Source organism: Dactylosporangium sp. NPDC049742 (assembly GCF_040674675.1).
In the GTDB taxonomy this organism is placed as follows: Bacteria; Actinomycetota; Actinomycetes; order Mycobacteriales; family Micromonosporaceae; genus Dactylosporangium; species Dactylosporangium maewongense.
Map to the genome: position 1 here is coordinate 131,906 of NZ_JBFANF010000011.1, position 16,157 is coordinate 148,062.

12 protein-coding genes are annotated in these 16,157 nt (G+C 73.0%); 5 read left to right on the forward strand and 7 right to left on the reverse strand.

The features are described from left to right. The first annotated feature begins 43 nt into the window (after positions 1–43). Complete coding sequence (locus AB0J72_RS16865) at positions 44–3,061, forward strand: BTAD domain-containing putative transcriptional regulator (RefSeq protein ID WP_363399578.1); 3,018 nt, start codon at positions 44–46, stop codon at positions 3,059–3,061. Here the strand turns inward: AB0J72_RS16865 and AB0J72_RS16870 are convergent. Next, the gene (locus tag AB0J72_RS16870; protein WP_363399580.1) at positions 3,037–3,591 is read right to left on the reverse strand and encodes a dihydrofolate reductase family protein; all 555 of its coding nucleotides are present in this window, start codon (positions 3,589–3,591) and stop codon (positions 3,037–3,039) included. The two genes, AB0J72_RS16865 and AB0J72_RS16870, sit on opposite strands and share 25 nt — an antisense overlap. A 384-nt stretch (positions 3,592–3,975) precedes the next feature. On the opposite strand from AB0J72_RS16870, the gene AB0J72_RS16875 reads away from it, so the two are divergent. Next, entirely contained in the window at positions 3,976–4,653 is a 678-nt protein-coding gene (locus AB0J72_RS16875; protein WP_363399582.1) for a hypothetical protein, read from the forward strand. A gap of 143 nt (positions 4,654–4,796) precedes the next feature. Here AB0J72_RS16875 and AB0J72_RS16880 read toward each other — a convergent pair whose 3' ends face one another. Continuing rightward, a complete protein-coding gene (locus AB0J72_RS16880; protein WP_363399584.1) occupies positions 4,797–6,191 on the reverse strand; it encodes a hypothetical protein in 1,395 nt (464 codons plus the stop codon). 246 nt (positions 6,192–6,437) lie between these two features. Here AB0J72_RS16880 and sigJ point away from each other — a divergent pair, with 246 nt between their 5' ends. Both sigJ and AB0J72_RS16890 read left to right on the forward strand, forming a co-directional pair. Next, positions 6,438–7,388: an RNA polymerase sigma factor SigJ gene (gene sigJ, locus AB0J72_RS16885; protein WP_363399586.1), complete on the forward strand. Its 951-nt coding sequence runs from the start codon at positions 6,438–6,440 to the stop codon at positions 7,386–7,388. Between the two features lie 87 nt (positions 7,389–7,475). Then, on the forward strand, positions 7,476–8,648 hold the full coding sequence (locus AB0J72_RS16890) for an FAD-dependent oxidoreductase (RefSeq protein ID WP_363399588.1): 1,173 nt from the start codon (positions 7,476–7,478) through the stop codon (positions 8,646–8,648). Between the two features lie 36 nt (positions 8,649–8,684). On the opposite strand, the gene AB0J72_RS16895 is transcribed toward AB0J72_RS16890, so the two are convergent. After that, positions 8,685–9,656, reverse strand: a complete 972-nt coding sequence (locus tag AB0J72_RS16895) for a helix-turn-helix domain-containing protein (RefSeq protein ID WP_363399590.1) — start codon at positions 9,654–9,656, stop codon at positions 8,685–8,687. A 335-nt stretch (positions 9,657–9,991) separates the two neighbouring features. On the opposite strand from AB0J72_RS16895, the gene AB0J72_RS16900 reads away from it, so the two are divergent. Continuing rightward, positions 9,992–10,354, forward strand: coding sequence for a DsrE family protein (locus AB0J72_RS16900; protein WP_363399592.1), 363 nt, complete (start codon positions 9,992–9,994; stop codon positions 10,352–10,354). Here the strand turns inward: AB0J72_RS16900 and AB0J72_RS16905 are convergent. From AB0J72_RS16905 to AB0J72_RS16920, 4 genes are read right to left on the reverse strand one after another with little or no spacing between them, the layout of a single operon-like run. Further along, positions 10,348–12,462 (reverse strand): transglutaminaseTgpA domain-containing protein, encoded by a 2,115-nt coding sequence (locus AB0J72_RS16905; RefSeq protein ID WP_363399594.1) that lies wholly within the window; start codon positions 12,460–12,462, stop codon positions 10,348–10,350. The genes AB0J72_RS16900 and AB0J72_RS16905 overlap by 7 nt on opposite strands. A 23-nt stretch (positions 12,463–12,485) precedes the next feature. Continuing rightward, positions 12,486–13,604, reverse strand: coding sequence for a DUF58 domain-containing protein (locus tag AB0J72_RS16910; RefSeq protein ID WP_363399596.1), 1,119 nt, complete (start codon positions 13,602–13,604; stop codon positions 12,486–12,488). Further along, positions 13,601–14,578, reverse strand: a complete 978-nt coding sequence (locus AB0J72_RS16915) for a MoxR family ATPase (protein ID WP_363399598.1) — start codon at positions 14,576–14,578, stop codon at positions 13,601–13,603. The genes AB0J72_RS16910 and AB0J72_RS16915 overlap by 4 nt, the downstream gene beginning before the upstream one ends. Before the next feature lie 12 nt (positions 14,579–14,590). After that, positions 14,591–16,081, reverse strand: a complete 1,491-nt coding sequence (locus AB0J72_RS16920) for a protein kinase (protein WP_363399600.1) — start codon at positions 16,079–16,081, stop codon at positions 14,591–14,593. Between the last annotated feature and the right edge of the window lie 76 nt (positions 16,082–16,157).

A 16,157-nucleotide genomic window follows, 5' to 3' on the forward strand; every position in this document is an offset into this window, starting at 1 on the left:
GGCCTGCGCTTACGGTCGGCTTACCGCCGTAACATGATCCGTCGTGCGCTTCGGGATCCTCGGTCCGCTCGCCGTCACCACCGCCGACGGCGAGCCGGTGGTCGTACCCGGCGCCAAGGTGCGCATGCTGCTGGCCGATCTGCTGGCGCACCGCAACACGGTGGTTTCCGCCGACCGGCTCATCGAGGACCTGTGGGGCGACGACGCACCCGCGAACCCCGCCGGCGCGCTGCAGGTACGGGTGTCGCAGCTGCGGAAGGCGCTCAACGACGCCGAACCGGGCGCGCGTGACCTGATCGAGTCGCGGCCGCCGGGCTACCGGCTGCGGGCCGACGACGTCGACGCCGACCGGTTCGCCGCGCTCGCCGACGCCGCCGACGTCGACCGGCTCGGCGCGGCGCTCGCTCTGTGGCGCGGCCAGGCGTACGCCGACGTGGCCGACCAGGAGTTCGCGCGCGCCGAGGCGACCCGGCTCACCGAGCAGCGCCTCCTCGTGCACGAGCGGCTCGCCGCGGCGCGGCTGGCCCGCGGCGAGCACGACCTGGTCGCCACGGAGCTGGCCGAGCTCGTCGAGCTCCACCCGCTGCGGGAAGGGCTGCGCGTCCTGCACATGCGCGCCCTGTACGCCGCGGGACGGCAGGCCGACGCCCTCGACAGCTACGCCGGGCTGCGGGAACGGCTCGCCGACGAGCTGGGCCTGGACCCGGGACCGGAACTGGCCGCCCTGCACCGGCAGATCCTCGAGCAGGATCCGGCCCTCACCGCACCGCCGAAGTCCGCGATCGTCCGCAACAGCCTGCCCGCCCAGCTGGACGAGTTGATCGGCCGGGCCGAGGCCCTCACGGAGCTGCGCGCCCTGATCCCGGCCGTCCGGCTGCTCACCCTGGTCGGGCCGGGCGGGGTGGGCAAGACCCGGCTCGCCGCGGCGACCGCCGCCGAACAGGTCCACCCGGACGGCGTGCACCTGGTGGAGCTGGCGCCGCTGCCGCCGGCGGACCCGCGGGTGGCGGAGCAGGTCCTCGGGGTGCTCGGCCTGCACGAGGCACCGGGCACCACCGGGTCCGCCACCGACCGGCTGGTGACGGCGCTGCGGCACCGCGAGATGCTGCTGGTGCTGGACAACTGCGAGCACGTGATCGCGGCGGCCGCCGCGCTGGTCGGGCGGCTGCTGCGCGACGCGCCCGGGGTACGCGTGCTGGCCACCAGCCGGGAGCCGCTGCTGCTGACCGGCGAACAGGTCTGGGAGGTGGGCCCGCTTGCGCTGCCGGGCGACCCGGCCGACGTCGACGCGGTGCGGCGCTCGGCCGCGGCCCGGCTGTTCTCGGCGCGCGCGGCCGCGCAGCACCGCGGGTTCCGGCTCGACGAGCAGACCGCACCCGTGGTGGCGCAGCTGTGCCGCCGGCTGGACGGCCTGCCCCTGGCCCTCGAGCTGGCCGCGACCCGGGTGCGCGCGCTCGGCGTCCAGGGCGTCGTGGACCGCCTGGACGACCGCTTCGAGCTGCTCACCACCCGGCAGCGGGACGTGCCGGAACGGCAGCGGACCCTCACCGCGGTGATCGCGTGGAGCTGGGACCTGCTGGACCCGCAGGACCGTGCGGTGCTGGCCCGGCTGTCGGCCTTCCGCGACGGCTGTACACCCGAGGCCGCCGAGCAGGTGTGCGACGCCGGCCTGGACGCCGTGGACCGGCTCGTGGAACGGTCGCTGGTGGTGGCCGAGCCGGGACCGCGGTACCGGCTGCTGGAGTCGATCGCGGAATTCGGCGCCGCGCAGCTCACCGACGCCGCCACGGTCCGCAGCCGGCACACCGGCTACTTCCGCTCCCTCGCCGAGCACGCCGACCCGCTGTTGCGCGGCCCCGAGCAGCAGCGGTGGCTCGCGATCCTGGACGCCGAGCGGGCCAACCTGCAGGCCGCGCTCGCGCACGGCGGCGGCTTGCGGATGGCGCTGGCGCTCACCTGGTACTGGGTGCTGCGGGGGCGGCTCAGCGAGGCACGCGCCGCCCTGGCGCTGACCGGCACGGCCGACGAGGAGCGCCTCGCCGCGCCCTGGCGGCTCGGGCTGGCGCTGCTGCAGGGCGAGCGGGTACCCGAGAACGTACGGGACGTGCTCGCCCTGGACCCGGCCGGACGGTCGGCCTGGTTCGTGGCGGACGCCGTGATGGACCGCGGTGACCTGGCGCTCGCCGCGGAGCTGCTGCCGGAGCAGTACGACGACGCGTGGACCGAGGCAGCGGTGCTGGCGTCGCGGGCGATGCTCGCGCACGCCGCCGGTGACCTGTCCGCGCTGGAGGCGACCGCGACGCGCAGCGACGCGCTGTTCGCCGAGCTCGGCGACCGGTGGGGGCGGCTGCGGGCCAGTGACTGGCTCGGCGGGCTGGCGGAGTTCCGCGGCCAGCCCGAACGGGCCGCCGCCCTGCACCGGGAAGGGCTGCGCTGGGCGACCGAGCTCTCGCTGTCGCCGCAGGTCGGCGCGAAACTGTCGTGGCTGGCCTGGCTGGCGGTACAGCGCCGGGACCACGAAACGGCACGGGAGCTGGCCGAACGCGCCTACCGGCTGGCCGTGGAGCAGGGCGCGCCCACCGCGGTGGTGTTCGCCGAGATGAGCCTCGGCATCGCGGCCCGCCGCTCGGGCCGCCTCGACCAGGCCGTCACCCACCTGACCCGCATCGCCGACCAGGGTCGGGTCGAGCCGAACCCGCCGCCGTACCTGCCGATGATCCTGGTCGAGCTGGCCTACGCGCGGGAGTTGCAGGGCGACCCGGCGGCCGCCTGGGCACTGCACATGGAGGCGTACGAGAGCGCCATCGGCTCCACCCGCGACGGCATCGGCGCTGTCGAGGGCATGGCCACGGTGGCCGAGCCGGCCGTGGCGGCCCGGCTGCTGGCTGCCGCGGCCACCGCCCGCGAGCAGAACTTCGCCCCGGCCGCCCCGGCCGAGCAGGACGAGCTCGACCGGGCGGCGCGACGGGCGGTTGCCGCGCTCGGCCAGGAACGCTTCGACGAGCTGGTGGCCGAGGGCGCCAAACTCAGCCTCGCTCAGGCGGTGGCCTTCGGCCGGTAGGTCGCGACGATGACGCCGTTGGTGAAGACCCGGGTGTCGATGAGTTCGAACGTGGCCTTGACATCGCTCAGCACGGTGGAGAACCCGGCGGCGCCCACGATGACCGGGTGGATCCAGAACTTCACCTCGTCGACCAGGCCGGCCGTGACCAGCTGCGCGGTGACCGCGCCGTAGCCGTACTGCACGATGTTCCCGCCGTCCTGCTCCTTGAGCTTCGCGACCGCCTCGACCAGGTCCCCTTCCAGCACCTCGGTGTTCCTCCAGGAGGGGTCCTTCAGCGTGGTCGACGCCACGTACTTCTTCACGTTGTTGAAGAACGCGGCGCCGGTGGCGGGATCGCTCTCGTCCATCGCCGGCCAGGCCTGCGAGAAGCCGTCGTAGGTGGCGCGGCCCATGAGCAGCGCGTCCGCGCCGTTGGTGACCTCGGTGGCCACCTCGGCCGCCTCCTCGGCGAAGTAGGGCGACGTCCACATCGGGTTCTCGATGACGCCGTCGAGGGTGAGGTAGGTGGAGTTGATGAGCTTGCGCATCGGAGGCTCTCCCGGGTGGGTCGTGGTGATCGCTGCTGACAGGGAACACTCTGCCGAGGGCCGCTTACGATTCGCTTCAGGTCGCCTTATGCCGGCTTCGAACTCATCGAACTCGACGACCACGACCACATCGGAGCCCTGGATGACGTGCCGCCGCGAGCCGGCGGCACGTCATCCGTTGCGCCGGCCTGCCAAGGCCTTCATCGGCGCGGAAGATGTGGTCGTGGCTGTCCTCCAAGACATCGTGCGATGGTCCACGTCCTGTAGGAGCCCTGCGCGCCCGTACGGAAACAGCGCATGTCGCGAACCGGACTCCGGCTGGCGCCGGACCGGGGTGTTCACGGCATCCCGTGGGCGTCGAAGGCGCCAGCGTAGAGTCGCCCGGTGACCGTGTACGACATCGCCGTGAAGTTGCCGTCGCTCGACGTGCTGCGTGACCGCTGCAAAGCTCTCGCGGTGCTGGAGCGCATCATCGACCGTGGTGAGCCGTACTACACCTACACCACGCAGTGGGGTGACGACGAGGCGGCGCTGATGAGCAACGGCAGCGGCGACGAATGGGCCGTCGTGTTCACCGCGCAGGGCGCCTTCATCCGAGTGTTCTGCCACGAGTCGCCAATGACGCCGTACCGCGACCCGGACCATGAGCTGTGGCCGGGTTTGCTCGACGGTATCCCTCCGATGTTCCGTCCCCAGGTCGAGGAGCCGGCGTTCGACGACGACGAAGGACAGTTCGTCGCCACCGCGGTGCTCTGGCGGCGCGCCGGGGACGATCGCTGGCACGCCGGAGAAGGCATTGTCTTCCCGCCGTCGCGCGGACCGCACGACACGGACACCGACGGGTCCGGCATGCTGGCGATCCTGCTGGACGACATCGTCGACCGATTTGTCGAGTTCGCCACCGACTACTACGAGATCGAGGTCGACCGTACGGCAGTCGAGCACATCGTCGCGCATCGTCCGCTCACCGGGACTGTGGTGCAGGCACTGAATTCCAGCGCGACGCTGGCAGAGGTGCGCAACGACATCACCATCATCGGATACCCGGTCGAGGCCGCATGACAGTGCAGCATCGGCAACGCTTCGGGACTCGTCGGGTTTGGAATGCGACGCCTGGGTGCGCCCGGACGTGACCCCGAACGGACTGCTGGCGCCGGCCGCCGGGGTAGCCTGGGCCGGCGAACAGACCGGCGGCACGCCTCACCTCATCCCGCGGCTGCTGTCGATCGCGATGGACGGCCCGGTCGGCCGCTGACCCGTCGGCGCCGCAGGACCCTGCGCACGACGACAACGGCGCCGGCCGCGATCAGCAACAGCGGCACCACGGTGCAGAGGCTCACCTGTACCAGGATGCCCCAGCGGGCGGGCAGCAGCGACGGCGACGAGGTCGGGCCGGCGAAGGTGCCGTCGCGGATGAGATCCTGCGGAATGTCGATCGAGGTGACGTCGTTCGGAGGGTCGAGCAGGACGCTGACGGTGCCGTCGCTGCGCAGGGCGAGGACGCGCACGTCGCCGGTCTCGTACCAGCCGGTCTCCCTGAAGTACTCATAGTCCTTCGCCAGGCCGTCCTCGGGCCGGTACTGCACGACGACGAGGTCGGTGCCGTGCCAGCCCAGCGCTCGCACCGCCATCCCGGGCGCGGCCGGCAGCGGCGGGCCGGCGACGTCGGCGCCGGTGGCGGCGTCCACGTAGGACACCGTCCAGCGGCGGGCCGCGAGCTGGTCGCGGTCGCAGACATCGGTGCAGCCGTCGAGGGTGATGGTGGCGATGGCCCTGCCGTCCGGGGTGTAGGCGCCCGAGCCGGCGAGATGCCGCTCGGCCCCGAGGTCCCTGTCCCACAGCGGCGTGCCGCCGGTGTCGTATGCGCGCAGCACGGTGCCGTTGGTCGAACCGGGCACTGTGAGCACCAGGTTCCGCCCGTCCGGTGCGAACGCCGCCGCCCACGCCAGGCTCACGTCGTAGCCCTCGAAGATGTCCGCCAGCGGTACCGATTCGGCGGTGTCCAGATCCAATAGGGCGTAACGCAAAGGCCGCACAAGGTGCTTGGCGTCGACCGGGACCTTGAAGTCTTCGAGCTGGCTCAGCAGCAGCGCCGCACCGCCGTCCGGTCGCCAGGCAGCGATGCCGTCGACGTAGTAGTCCCCGTTCTGCCCGCCGTATCCGCGGTTGCGGCCGGTGCGCAGGTCGGTCACGACCAGCCGGCCGCCGGGGCCGTCCGTGACCTCGCTCTGCGCGACGAGGTTGCCGTCGGGCGAGAGCCGGACGTCCTGCCCGGCGAGCAGTTTCTCGGTCGGGTAGCGCAGGACGCGGTACTCACCGCCGCGGCCGACGACCACCAGCTTGCCGCCCTCCATCTCGAAGAGGTCGCTCTGCAACCCGGCGGCGTCGCCACCGAACAGCACGGCCGCGGTGCCGGGCGGGTCCATGCCGACGGTGGCCTGCCACAGGTACGGCAGCTCGACGTTCGCGGGCACCACCGCGGCTCCTCGCGCCGGCCGCGATTCGGCGTGCAGGACGGGCACCAGGACGACGGCGACGCACAGCACCGCGAACTCCACGACGATGATCTTTCCGCGGCTGACCCGCGACGGGGTGGTCATGCCACCAACACCTTGCCCTCCACCCTCCGACACGCTCGCACCCACCGTCGGGGGTGGGCGCCGCCCTCCGACGGTTGCCTATCATCGCCGGACGGTGCTCGGGTACCGGATCGCGGGGTCGGTAATCGCGTCGGCGGCGGCGAGGAGCAGTGCCTTGGACAGCGCGATGCGAATTCGGCTCCAGGCCGGCGGGCGGGGCAGCGGCCGGGGTAAGCCCGGCGAAAGCGAAGCACGTACCGTGTGGTCATGGCGCTGACCGTTGGAGACGTTGAGCGGTTCGAGGTGGCCCGGCCGCGGCTGGAGGCCATCGCCTACCGCATGCTCGGCTCCGCGGCGGAGGCCGAGGACGCGGTGCAGGAGACGTTCCTGCGCTGGCAGGGCGCGGACCACGGGCACATCGAGGTGCTCGAGGCCTGGCTGACGAAGGTCCTCACCAACCTGTGCCTCAACCAGCTCGCGTCGGCGAGGGCGCGGCGCGAGGTGTACGTGGGGCAGTGGCTGCCGGAGCCCCTGCTCGCGGGGGATCCGATGCTCGGTCCGGCCGACACCGTGGAGCAGCGCGAGTCGGTGTCCTACGCGGTGCTCACGCTGATGGAGCGGCTCACGCCGAACGAGCGGGCGGTGTACGTGCTGCGCGCCGCGTTCGACTACCCGCACCGGGAGATCGCCGGGATCCTCGACATCACGGAGGCCACCAGCCAGCAGATCTTCCACCGGGCCAAGCAGCACGTCGCCGAGGGCCGGGCGCGCACGGAGATCGACGAGGCCGCGGCGCGGCGGATCGTCGAGGAGTTCCTGGCGGCCGCGACCAGCGGGCGGACCGAGCCGCTCGTGCGGCTGCTCGCCGGGGACGCCGTCTCGATCGGCGACGGCGGCGGGAAGGTGCCGGCGCGGGCGAAGGCGTTCGAGGGTGCCCTCGCGGTGGCGAAGTTCGTGCGGGGCCTGTTCGCGCCCGGCGAGGCGAAGCGCGCCGCCGCCGGCGGGTCGCCCGAAATCTACGCCACGACCGCCAACGGGGAGCCGGCCGTGGTGGCCGTCGTGGACGGGCGGGTCGTCGGGGTCATGTGCCTGGAGGTCACCGCCGGCGGTATCGCGGCACTGCGCAACCAGGTCAACCCCGACAAGCTCGACCGCGCGACCGAGCGCTGGGCGGCCGCCGGCGACCATGGAAAACCCCTGTTCACCGCGTTTGAGTGAGCATGTGAGCTGCTTCACACCACGTTCCTGTCAGCAAACGGCGGGCCGCCCGGTTCAAGGGGCACACCGCCAGACAGGAGCAGGGACATGCAGCAGCACCGCATCATCGTTCTGGGCGCCGGGTACGCCGGGGCCATCGCCGCCGGCCGGCTCGCCAAGCGGCTGCGCCGCGAGGACGTCGCGATCACCCTCGTCAACGCCGAGCCGGACTTCGTCGAACGGGTCCGCATGCACCAGCTGGCGACCGGCCAGACGCTCAAGCCGCGGCCGTTCAGCGCCATGCTCGCCGGCACCGGCGTCCAGCTGAAGATCGCCAAGGTCACCGCCGTGGACGTGGAGCGCAGGACCGTCACGGCCGGCGGTGAGGAACTCGGGTACGACACCCTCGTCTACGCGCTCGGCAGCGGCTGGAACGCCCAGGGCGTCCCCGGCACCGCCGAGCACGCTCACGAGCTCGCCAGCCGCCCCGGCGCGCTGCGGCTGCGCGACCGCCTGGCCCGCCTCGACGCCGGGCAGCCCGTGGTCGTCGTCGGCGGCGGCCTCACGGGGCTGGAGGCCGCCACCGAGATCGCCGAGGCACGTCCGGACCTCGAGGTCGCGCTCGCCGCCCGCGGTGAGCTCGGCGACTGGCTGTCGGACAAGGGCCGCGCGCACCTGCGGAAGGTCGCCGCCCGGCTCGGGATCACCGTGCACGAGCACGCCGACGTCGCCCGGGTCGAGGCCGACGCCGTCGTCACCGCCGACGGCCGCACCATCCCGGCCGCGGTCACGGTGTGGACCGCCGGGTTCGCGGTGCACCCGATCGCGCAGGCGAGCGGCCTGGAGGTCACCGACACCGGCCGGATCGTCGTCGACGGCACCATGCGGTCGGTGTCCCATCCGGAGGTGTACGCCGTGGGCGACGCCGCATTCGCCATGGGCGCCGGGGACAAGCCGCTGCGGATGTCGTGCGCGTCCGGCACCCCGATGGCGTGGCAGGCCGCCGACGCGATCGCGGCGCGCCTGACCGGCGGGAAGCTGCCGAACGTCCCGCTGCGCTACTTCAACCAGTGCATCTCGCTGGGCCGCAAGGAGGGCCTGATCCAGTACGTGACCGCCGACGACCGTGCCGTCTCCGCGGTCCTCACCGGCCGGCTCGCCGCGGTCTACAAGGAGCTGATCTGCAAGGGCGCGGCCTGGGGCGTCGCCAACCCGATGCTGGGCATGCCCACCCGCCGCCACCCCGTCACCGTGGACAGCACGGTCGGGGCGACGGCGTAGCGCTGGTGCCGTTGTACCCGGCGTCTTGTCTCCGAGTCAGTTCCTCGCCCGGTACTCACTCGGAGACATCCCGTACTCCTCTCGAAAAATCCGGCTGAAGTGGGCGGTGGAACCGAATCCCCAGCGGCTTGCGATGGCGTGCACGGGCCGGTCGCGCAGTCCGGGATCGGCCAGATCCTTCCGGCAGCGCTGCAGCCGCCGGGTGCGAATCATCTCGGCCACCGGGGTTTCACCGGTCCGGAAGAGACGCTTCAGCGTGGTCATCGAGACGTTGTGCGCCGCGGCGATCATCTGCGGATCGAGGTCCGGTCTGCCGAGGTTGGCGTCGATGAACGCGTCGATGCGGGTGCGCAGCACGACCTGCGAAACGTTCCTCGACAGGGATTCCGCGACGTCGAGCTGCTGCGCGAGCAGAGCGGTGATCAGGTTGAGCGTGACGCCCGCGAGGAGCGTGGCGTCCGACGTGTCGTACTGCTCGGGGTGGGCGCTGATCTGCTGCAGGTGCTGTGCCAGCAGGACGCCGATGCCCTCGGTTGACGGCAGGGGCATGCCGAACAGTCGGCTGACCTTGTCGTGCGGGATGGGCAGCTGCGAGTGCGGAATGACCACGACGACGGAACCCACAGGCCCCGCAACGGTCCGGATGCCGTGGGACGCCTTGTAGGGTCGGGAGGAGGTGAGCAGCGTGAACTGGCCCGGCTGGATGGCCGATTCGCACCGGTCCTGCTCGACCGTGCCGGAACCCGATGTGAGCAGCGCCAGATGGTACTGCTGAGGATCGGAGCGGCGGATCAGCTTTGCCGTCCGCCGGGTGGTCAGCGATGGAAACCGCAGCGTCGTGAGGGTGGGCGCCCCCAGACTGCTCATTCGCATCCAGGCATCGAAGTCGTGGGCGTGTGTGCTGCTGATCTGGTTGGGTGCGACCTCCTTGGCCACGAGATCCGCCCAGTAGTCGAATCGCTCGGCCGGCGGGAGCGGGGACAGGTCCACGGTGCGCGTTGCCAGCATCTTCGATAGTCCCCCGCGTACTCGACGTCCCGCTCCCCGTGCCGCTTCCGCAGATCGGTGACCGTGATGATGTCCACGCCCTTCAGCCTGCGTGACGGCGCTCCGCCGCGGATCGACCGCGCGGCACCTCAGTCGGTGAGCCTCCGGATCAACCGATCGGTGGATGCGCTCAATCGTCCGGTGACCTGGTCCAGGTCGCGCCCAGGAGCACCTGTCCCTCTACTGACGTGGCGTCCGTGCAGATTTCCGTGCCGCGCACGGATGCCCGGTGGCGCGGCTCGGCGCACCCTGATCACCGACGCCGAAACCATCGCACCGAGCCGAGGGGCAACACCATGAACAAGGCCGTGATCAGTCTCAACACGGGTCTGGAGGATGCCGAGACGGTCACCGTCGCGTTCCTCGTCGCCGTGGGGGCAGCCGAGCAGGGACGACCGACGCTGATGTTCCTGACCAAGGAGGCGGTCCGGCTGGCCACCGACGGGTTCGCCCAGGCCGTCGCCTGCGACGGTTGCCCGGCCCTGGCGGATCTCCTCGACCGGTACGCCAAGGCCGGCGGCACGTTCCTGGTGTGCCCGATCTGCGTGCAGGCCCGCAAGGTCGACCCGGCCGGATTCCGGGACAACGCGGAACCCGGCGGCACCGTGCAGATGTGGCAGTGGATCGGTGCCGACCCTGCCGTGACCTTCAGCTACTGACGGGGTCGCAGCCTCGGTAGCAGCTGACGCCACCAGGGGGTCGCCTTCGCCAGTTCGCCGCGCACCACCCCGTTGAGCGTCCACGCGTGATCAGCGTCGCCGGCGGTCGGTTGCGCGGCCGCGTACCCGGCGGCGTCGGCGAGGCGGGCCAGTCTGCGGGTCGGCTCGCCGACGGCGGGGAAGCGCTCCGCAGCCGCGGCGGCGACCTGCCCGGATGTCGTGGACGGTGGCCAGGCCAGGCCGGCGTCGGCGTACCGGTCGAGGGCGTCCAGCCAGGCGCCGTAGATCCGCCGGCGCGGGTCGGACGCGGTCCGTCTGCGCCGTCTGACGAGGCCCCGCGAAACGGGGCGGGCGGCGAGCAGCATGACGGCGACGCCGGCCGCCAGTCCGGCAATGATCCACTGTGGACTGTCGCCGACCATCGGTCCGCCGGTTGCCGAGGAGTCCGCTGTGGAGTCGCCGGAGGGTGCGGTCAGGGGTGCCGGGGTCGTGGTGGGTGCGGGCTCGACGGGTTCGTCCTGCTCGGCCGGCTGCGGCTCCGGCGCACGCTGCCGCGAGCCCGGCGTCGGGTAGAACCCGACCCATCCGGCGCCGGCGAAGCGGACCTCGGCCCAGGCGTCGACGTCCCGTTCGGTGATCTTGCCGGGTGTCGACGGGCGGAAGCCGACGACGACCCGGGCGTCGTAGCCGAGGGCCCGGGCCATCAGCGCGTACGCCGACGCGTACTGCTCGGCGGTGCCTGAGTGGCTGGTCAGCAGCCGGTCGATCTGGAACAGGCCGTGGCCGGTCGGTGGCCGGTTGGACGGGTCCACGGAGAAGCCGCCGTCGAACGCGAGCTGGTCGGCGAGCCGGCGCAGCGCCGGGTATCCACCGTTCGCGCCGGCGAGCCGGGTCGCGTGACCGACGAGCGTCGCTGGCGGCCGTTCTCCGGTGTATGCAGCGGGTGTGTCACCGGCGAGCGCGGCCGGGTCCGGTTCGGTCACCAGGCTGCGGACCGTGTACTGCCGCGGAACCGGGCGGCCGGCCGGCATGACCACGTCACCGGTCCGCGTGTCGACGCCGAGCCCGGTTTCGGAAACCTGGACCGGTCGGCCGGTCGCGACGAGCCAGCCGAACGTGCCGGGGTCCTCGACGTGCACCTCGTCCTCGACGGTGACGCCGTCCCGGTCGGGGGCCGGCAGGCGGGTGCCGGCACGACGGTATGTGGCGGCGCTCGTCCAGTACGTCCCGTCGAACCGGTCCAGCGTCGCGAACCGTAGCCGCGTCGAGGGCTGCGCCGACCGGACGGTGAGCCGCAGCGTCAGCTTGCCGGACTTGAGGGCGGGGTACTGGGCCAGCGGGCTGGTCCCCTCCCGCGGCTGGACGGTCTGGTCGGCGAGGAGCCGCAGGTCGACCGGTTTCGGGTCACCGGCGAGGGTCAGCAGCGGTGTGGCGAGCAGCCCGCCGGCGGCACCGATGGCGGCGACGGCCAGCAGTGCGACCGGTGGCAGCAGCCGGAATCCGGCGGAGGCCGCCGAGACCGGTCGGCGTTCGCGGGCGGTCAACGCGAGCAGCCCGACGGTGACGGTGGCGAACGCCGGCGCGAGCCAGGCTGCCGGACGGCCCGGGACGGCGAGCAGGACGGCGATGCCGGTGCCCAGAACCGGGGCGATCAGCGACCACCCGGCGGCGGCGCGGCGCAGCGCCGGCTCGACCGTGCCGATCGCGACGAGCCCGGCGAACAGTGTGGAGGCCGCGAGCTCGGCGCCGTCGGGGTCCAGCGGCGGGATGCTGGTCAGCAGCCGGGACGGGCCGGCGGCGAGCTCCGCCGGGGACAGCCCGAAGATCAGCAACACGTACCCGGCGAGCGCGGCGAGCGCGATCGTCAGCCTGGTGACCGGCGGGACGCGCCGGGCCTCGCCGGACGCGGCCGTCACGAGCAGACACGCCAGCGGCGCGAGCGCGACGGCGCCGAGCATCGGCAGCGCGTACGCCGGTTCGGTCAGCGCCTCGACGCCGGTCCGCCCGTATGCGGGCGCGAGTGCGACGACCGGTGCGAACGCGAGCAGTCCGGCCAGTCCGGCGCGTGGCAGCGCCGCGCCGGGTTCCCTCGCGGCGGGTTCTGTCATGGCCGGTCGGGGCGCCGTTTCGGTCACCGTCCACCGCCGAGCCGGGTGTACGCCTGCGCGGCCGCCTCGGCGGTCGGCGCGGAGATGATCGAGATCCCGGAGCGCAGCGACGTCCCGGTCGAGTCGCCGATCTGCACGAGCACGATGCGGGCGTACCGTCGCCGCTGCGCCCCCAGGAGCGGGACGAGCCCGGCCGGTTCGCCACTGACGACGACGATCGTCCCGCCGCCGGGCGCGCCGCGGACCATCGCGAGCAGACCGGTTTCGTCGCCGCCGTCCTGGACGGCCGCGGCGAGCCGGTCGAGCGCGGTGACCGGCGGCGGGTCCGTCGGCGTGGTGCACAGCAGCGCGACCGGGTGGCCGCCGCGGCCGGCGGCCGACACCACCGACGCGGCGAAGGCAACCGCCTCCTCGAACCGCTCCGGTGACAGCACCGCCGCGCGGGTGTCCAGCAGGACCGTGGTGGACGGTTCGGTGGTGTCGACGCGGTCCTGCACGACGAGGTCACCGACGCGGGCCGTGGTCCTCCAGTGGATCTGCCGGAAGTCGTCGCCGGCGCGGTACTCCCGCAGTGACGCGAACGCGGTCGAGCCGTGCTGCGCGCGGTCGATCAGCTCACCCTCGAAGTCGACGGCGACGCCGATCGGCAGTGCCTTGAGCGGGTGGATCTTCGGGTGCACCCAGATCCACAGCGCGGGGGCGAGCGGCTCACCGCGGCGGACCAGGCCGAGCGGGTCGCGGCGTTCCAGCCGGACCGGTCCGAGCGCGATGACGCCGCGGCGGCGGGTGCTGATCTCGTACGAGTCGGCGAACCGCGCGCCGGGTGCCAGCGGCGGGACGGCGATCCGCTGCGGTTCGCCGTCGAAGGAGTCGAGGACCTCGAAGACGCCGGTGGGCAGCCGGCCGGCGTTGACGACCGTGACGTCGGCGCGTACCGCGTCGCCGACGGTCATCCGGGTCCGGGCGGCGGCACGGGTCACGTCGAGGCGGGCCGGTAGGAGTACCAGGGCGACCGCGCCGAGCAGCAGGGTCAGCCCGGCGGCGCCGATCCCGACGAGCGCCGGTAGGCCGGCGGTCAGGCCCGCCGCGGCCAGTGCGCCGCCGCCGAGCCCGACGACCAGGCCCGAGCCGGTGGGTCTCATCGGCGTCCGGCCACCTCCGGCACCGGCACCGGCACCGTTTCGAGGACGTCGCGGAGGATGTCGGCGGGGTGGACGCCCTCGATCTCGGCCTGCGGGCGGACCAGGAGCCGATGGGCGAGCGCGGCGACCGCGACGGCCCGGACGTCGTCGGGGACGACGTAGCCGCGTCCGTCGGTGGCGGCCCAGGACTGCGCGGCGCGCAGGAGCGCGAGGCTGCCGCGGGGGCTGACGCCGAGCTGCAGCCGCGGGTCGGCGCGGGTCGCGGCGGCGATGCGGGCCACGTAGTCGGCGATCTGCTCGGCGACGTGCACCTGCTGGACGTACTCGATCATCCAGCGGATCTGCTCGACGGTGGTGACGGGGGTGAGCCGCGCGGCGGTCCCGGTGCGGGAGCGGCCGAGCAGCAGGTCCCGTTCGTCGTCGACGGCCGGGTAGCCGATGCTGATCCGCAGCAGGAACCGGTCGAGCTGCGCCTCCGGGAGCCGGTAGGTGCCTTCGAGGTCGACCGGGTTCTGGGTGGCGACGACCAGGAACGGCACCGGCACCGGGTAGCTGCGCCCGTCCACGGTGACCTGCCGTTCCTCCATCACCTCCAGCAGCGCCGACTGCGTCTTCGGCGACGCGCGGTTGATCTCGTCGGCGAGGACCAGATGGGCGAAGGTCGGGCCGGGCCGGAAGGAGAACTCGCCGCTGTGCTGGTCGTAGACGGTGCTGCCGGTGATGTCGGAGGGCAGCAGGTCGGGGGTGAACTGGATGCGGTGCCAGTCGGCGTCGATCGACGCGGCGATCGACTTGGCGAGGGTCGTCTTGCCGACGCCCGGCACGTCCTCGACGAGGAGGTGACCGCCGGCGAAGAAGCAGGTCAGCGCGAGACGGATGGCGTCGGGTTTGCCGGTGAGCGCGCCTGAGACGTTGTCATGGATGGCGTTGTACTGCTCGGCGAAGTAGCCGGCCGGGTCGCTTGCCTGGGACATCGGGGCACTCCTTCACTTACCGCCGGTGGCGGCCAGGCACGGGGCTGGTGGTCCGGGCGGCGGCGGCACGTCGGTCATGACGAGCGCCCAGATCTGGTAGCAGTACTCGGTCCGTGGGTCGAGTCCGCGCACCAGGTACGGCGACGGCTGGTCCTTGGACGCGTCGCCGATCTTCTCGCGGTCCCGGAAGATCACGTACGAGACGAAGCCGGGGATGTTGGAGGCGACGCGGAAGTCCAGCCGGACGACGCCCGCCTGGGGTGACGTGGCGGTCACCGGCACCGGGTAGAGCTGGCTCTTCGGACCGGCGGCGCTGCTGGTCCTGGCCGTCGCGGGGGTGCCGGTGCTGTCGGGCCGGCCGGTCCAGAGGCCGACGGCGGTCGCCGCGATCAGCAGCGTCAGCAGGCCGAGGATCGGCACCAGCAGGCGCCGCCGGGCCGGTTCGGGCGCGGGCGCGTCCGGCACCGGCAGGGTCGCCCCGGCGGTGGGTTGCAGATCGTCGTGGGCGGCCGGCCGGGACCGCGGGCCGACCGGCGCGGGCTCTTCCGCCGGCGCGACGTCGGTCCCCGGCGCGGCGGCGCGGAAGGCGACGTCGATCGGCCGGGCCGGGGTCGGCGGCGGCGCGTCCGGCGGCAACGTCCCGGTGTGCCCTTGCAGGTCGGCGAACCGCTCGGCGAGGGCGGCCGCTTCAGGCCGGTCGGCGGGCCGCTTGGCCAGGCAGGCCTGGATCACCGACCACACCGGGTCGGCGAGCCCGTCGGGGCGGGCCGGTTCCTCCTCCAGGTGCGCCCGCAGCAGCGCCATCGGGTGGTCGCCGGCGAACGGCCGGTGGCCGGCCAGCAGCTCGTACGCGGTGACGCCGAGGGCGTACACGTCGACGGCCGGGCTCGCGGGCCGGCCCATCGCCAGCTCGGGTGCCAGGTACGCGGGGGTGCCGACGACCATGGACTGCTGGGTCAGGTCCTCGCCGCCGGCGACCTTCGCGATGCCGAAGTCGGTGAGCCGGGCCCACGGCTCGCCACCGCGCCAGGTGATCAGCACGTTCTCCGGCTTCACGTCGCGGTGCACGATGCCGGCGGCGTGGACCGTGGCCAGTGCCGCGGCGACCTGGGCGAGCACGGTCACCGCCCGGTCGGTCGTGAAACCGCGTTTCGTCGCGCCGCGCAGGTCGAGCCCGTCGACGAGCTCCATCACGATCGCGAGGGTGTCGCCTTCGACGACGAGGTCCAGCACCCGGACGAGGTTCGGGTGGACGACGGCCCGCAGCGCGTTGCGTTCCCGCAGGAACCGGGCGACCGCCTCGGGGTCCGCCGCGTACTCCTCCCGGAGCACCTTGATCGCCACCGGCTGGCCGTCCGCGCGGCGGATCCCGCGCCAGACCCGGCCGTTGGCGCCCTGGCCGATCACGCTGTCACGGAGGTAACCGCTGCCCAGCGGTGACCCAGCCGGGGTGTAGGGCGTCGTCGGTGGCAGCGTCGGCTGAGCCGCCGGATCGTCGGTCATGATCTCCACAGTGGGGGTGTGGTCCGCAGCGGGTGAGCGGCGCGACAGCACCGTGGTGTCCACACCATAGCGACTC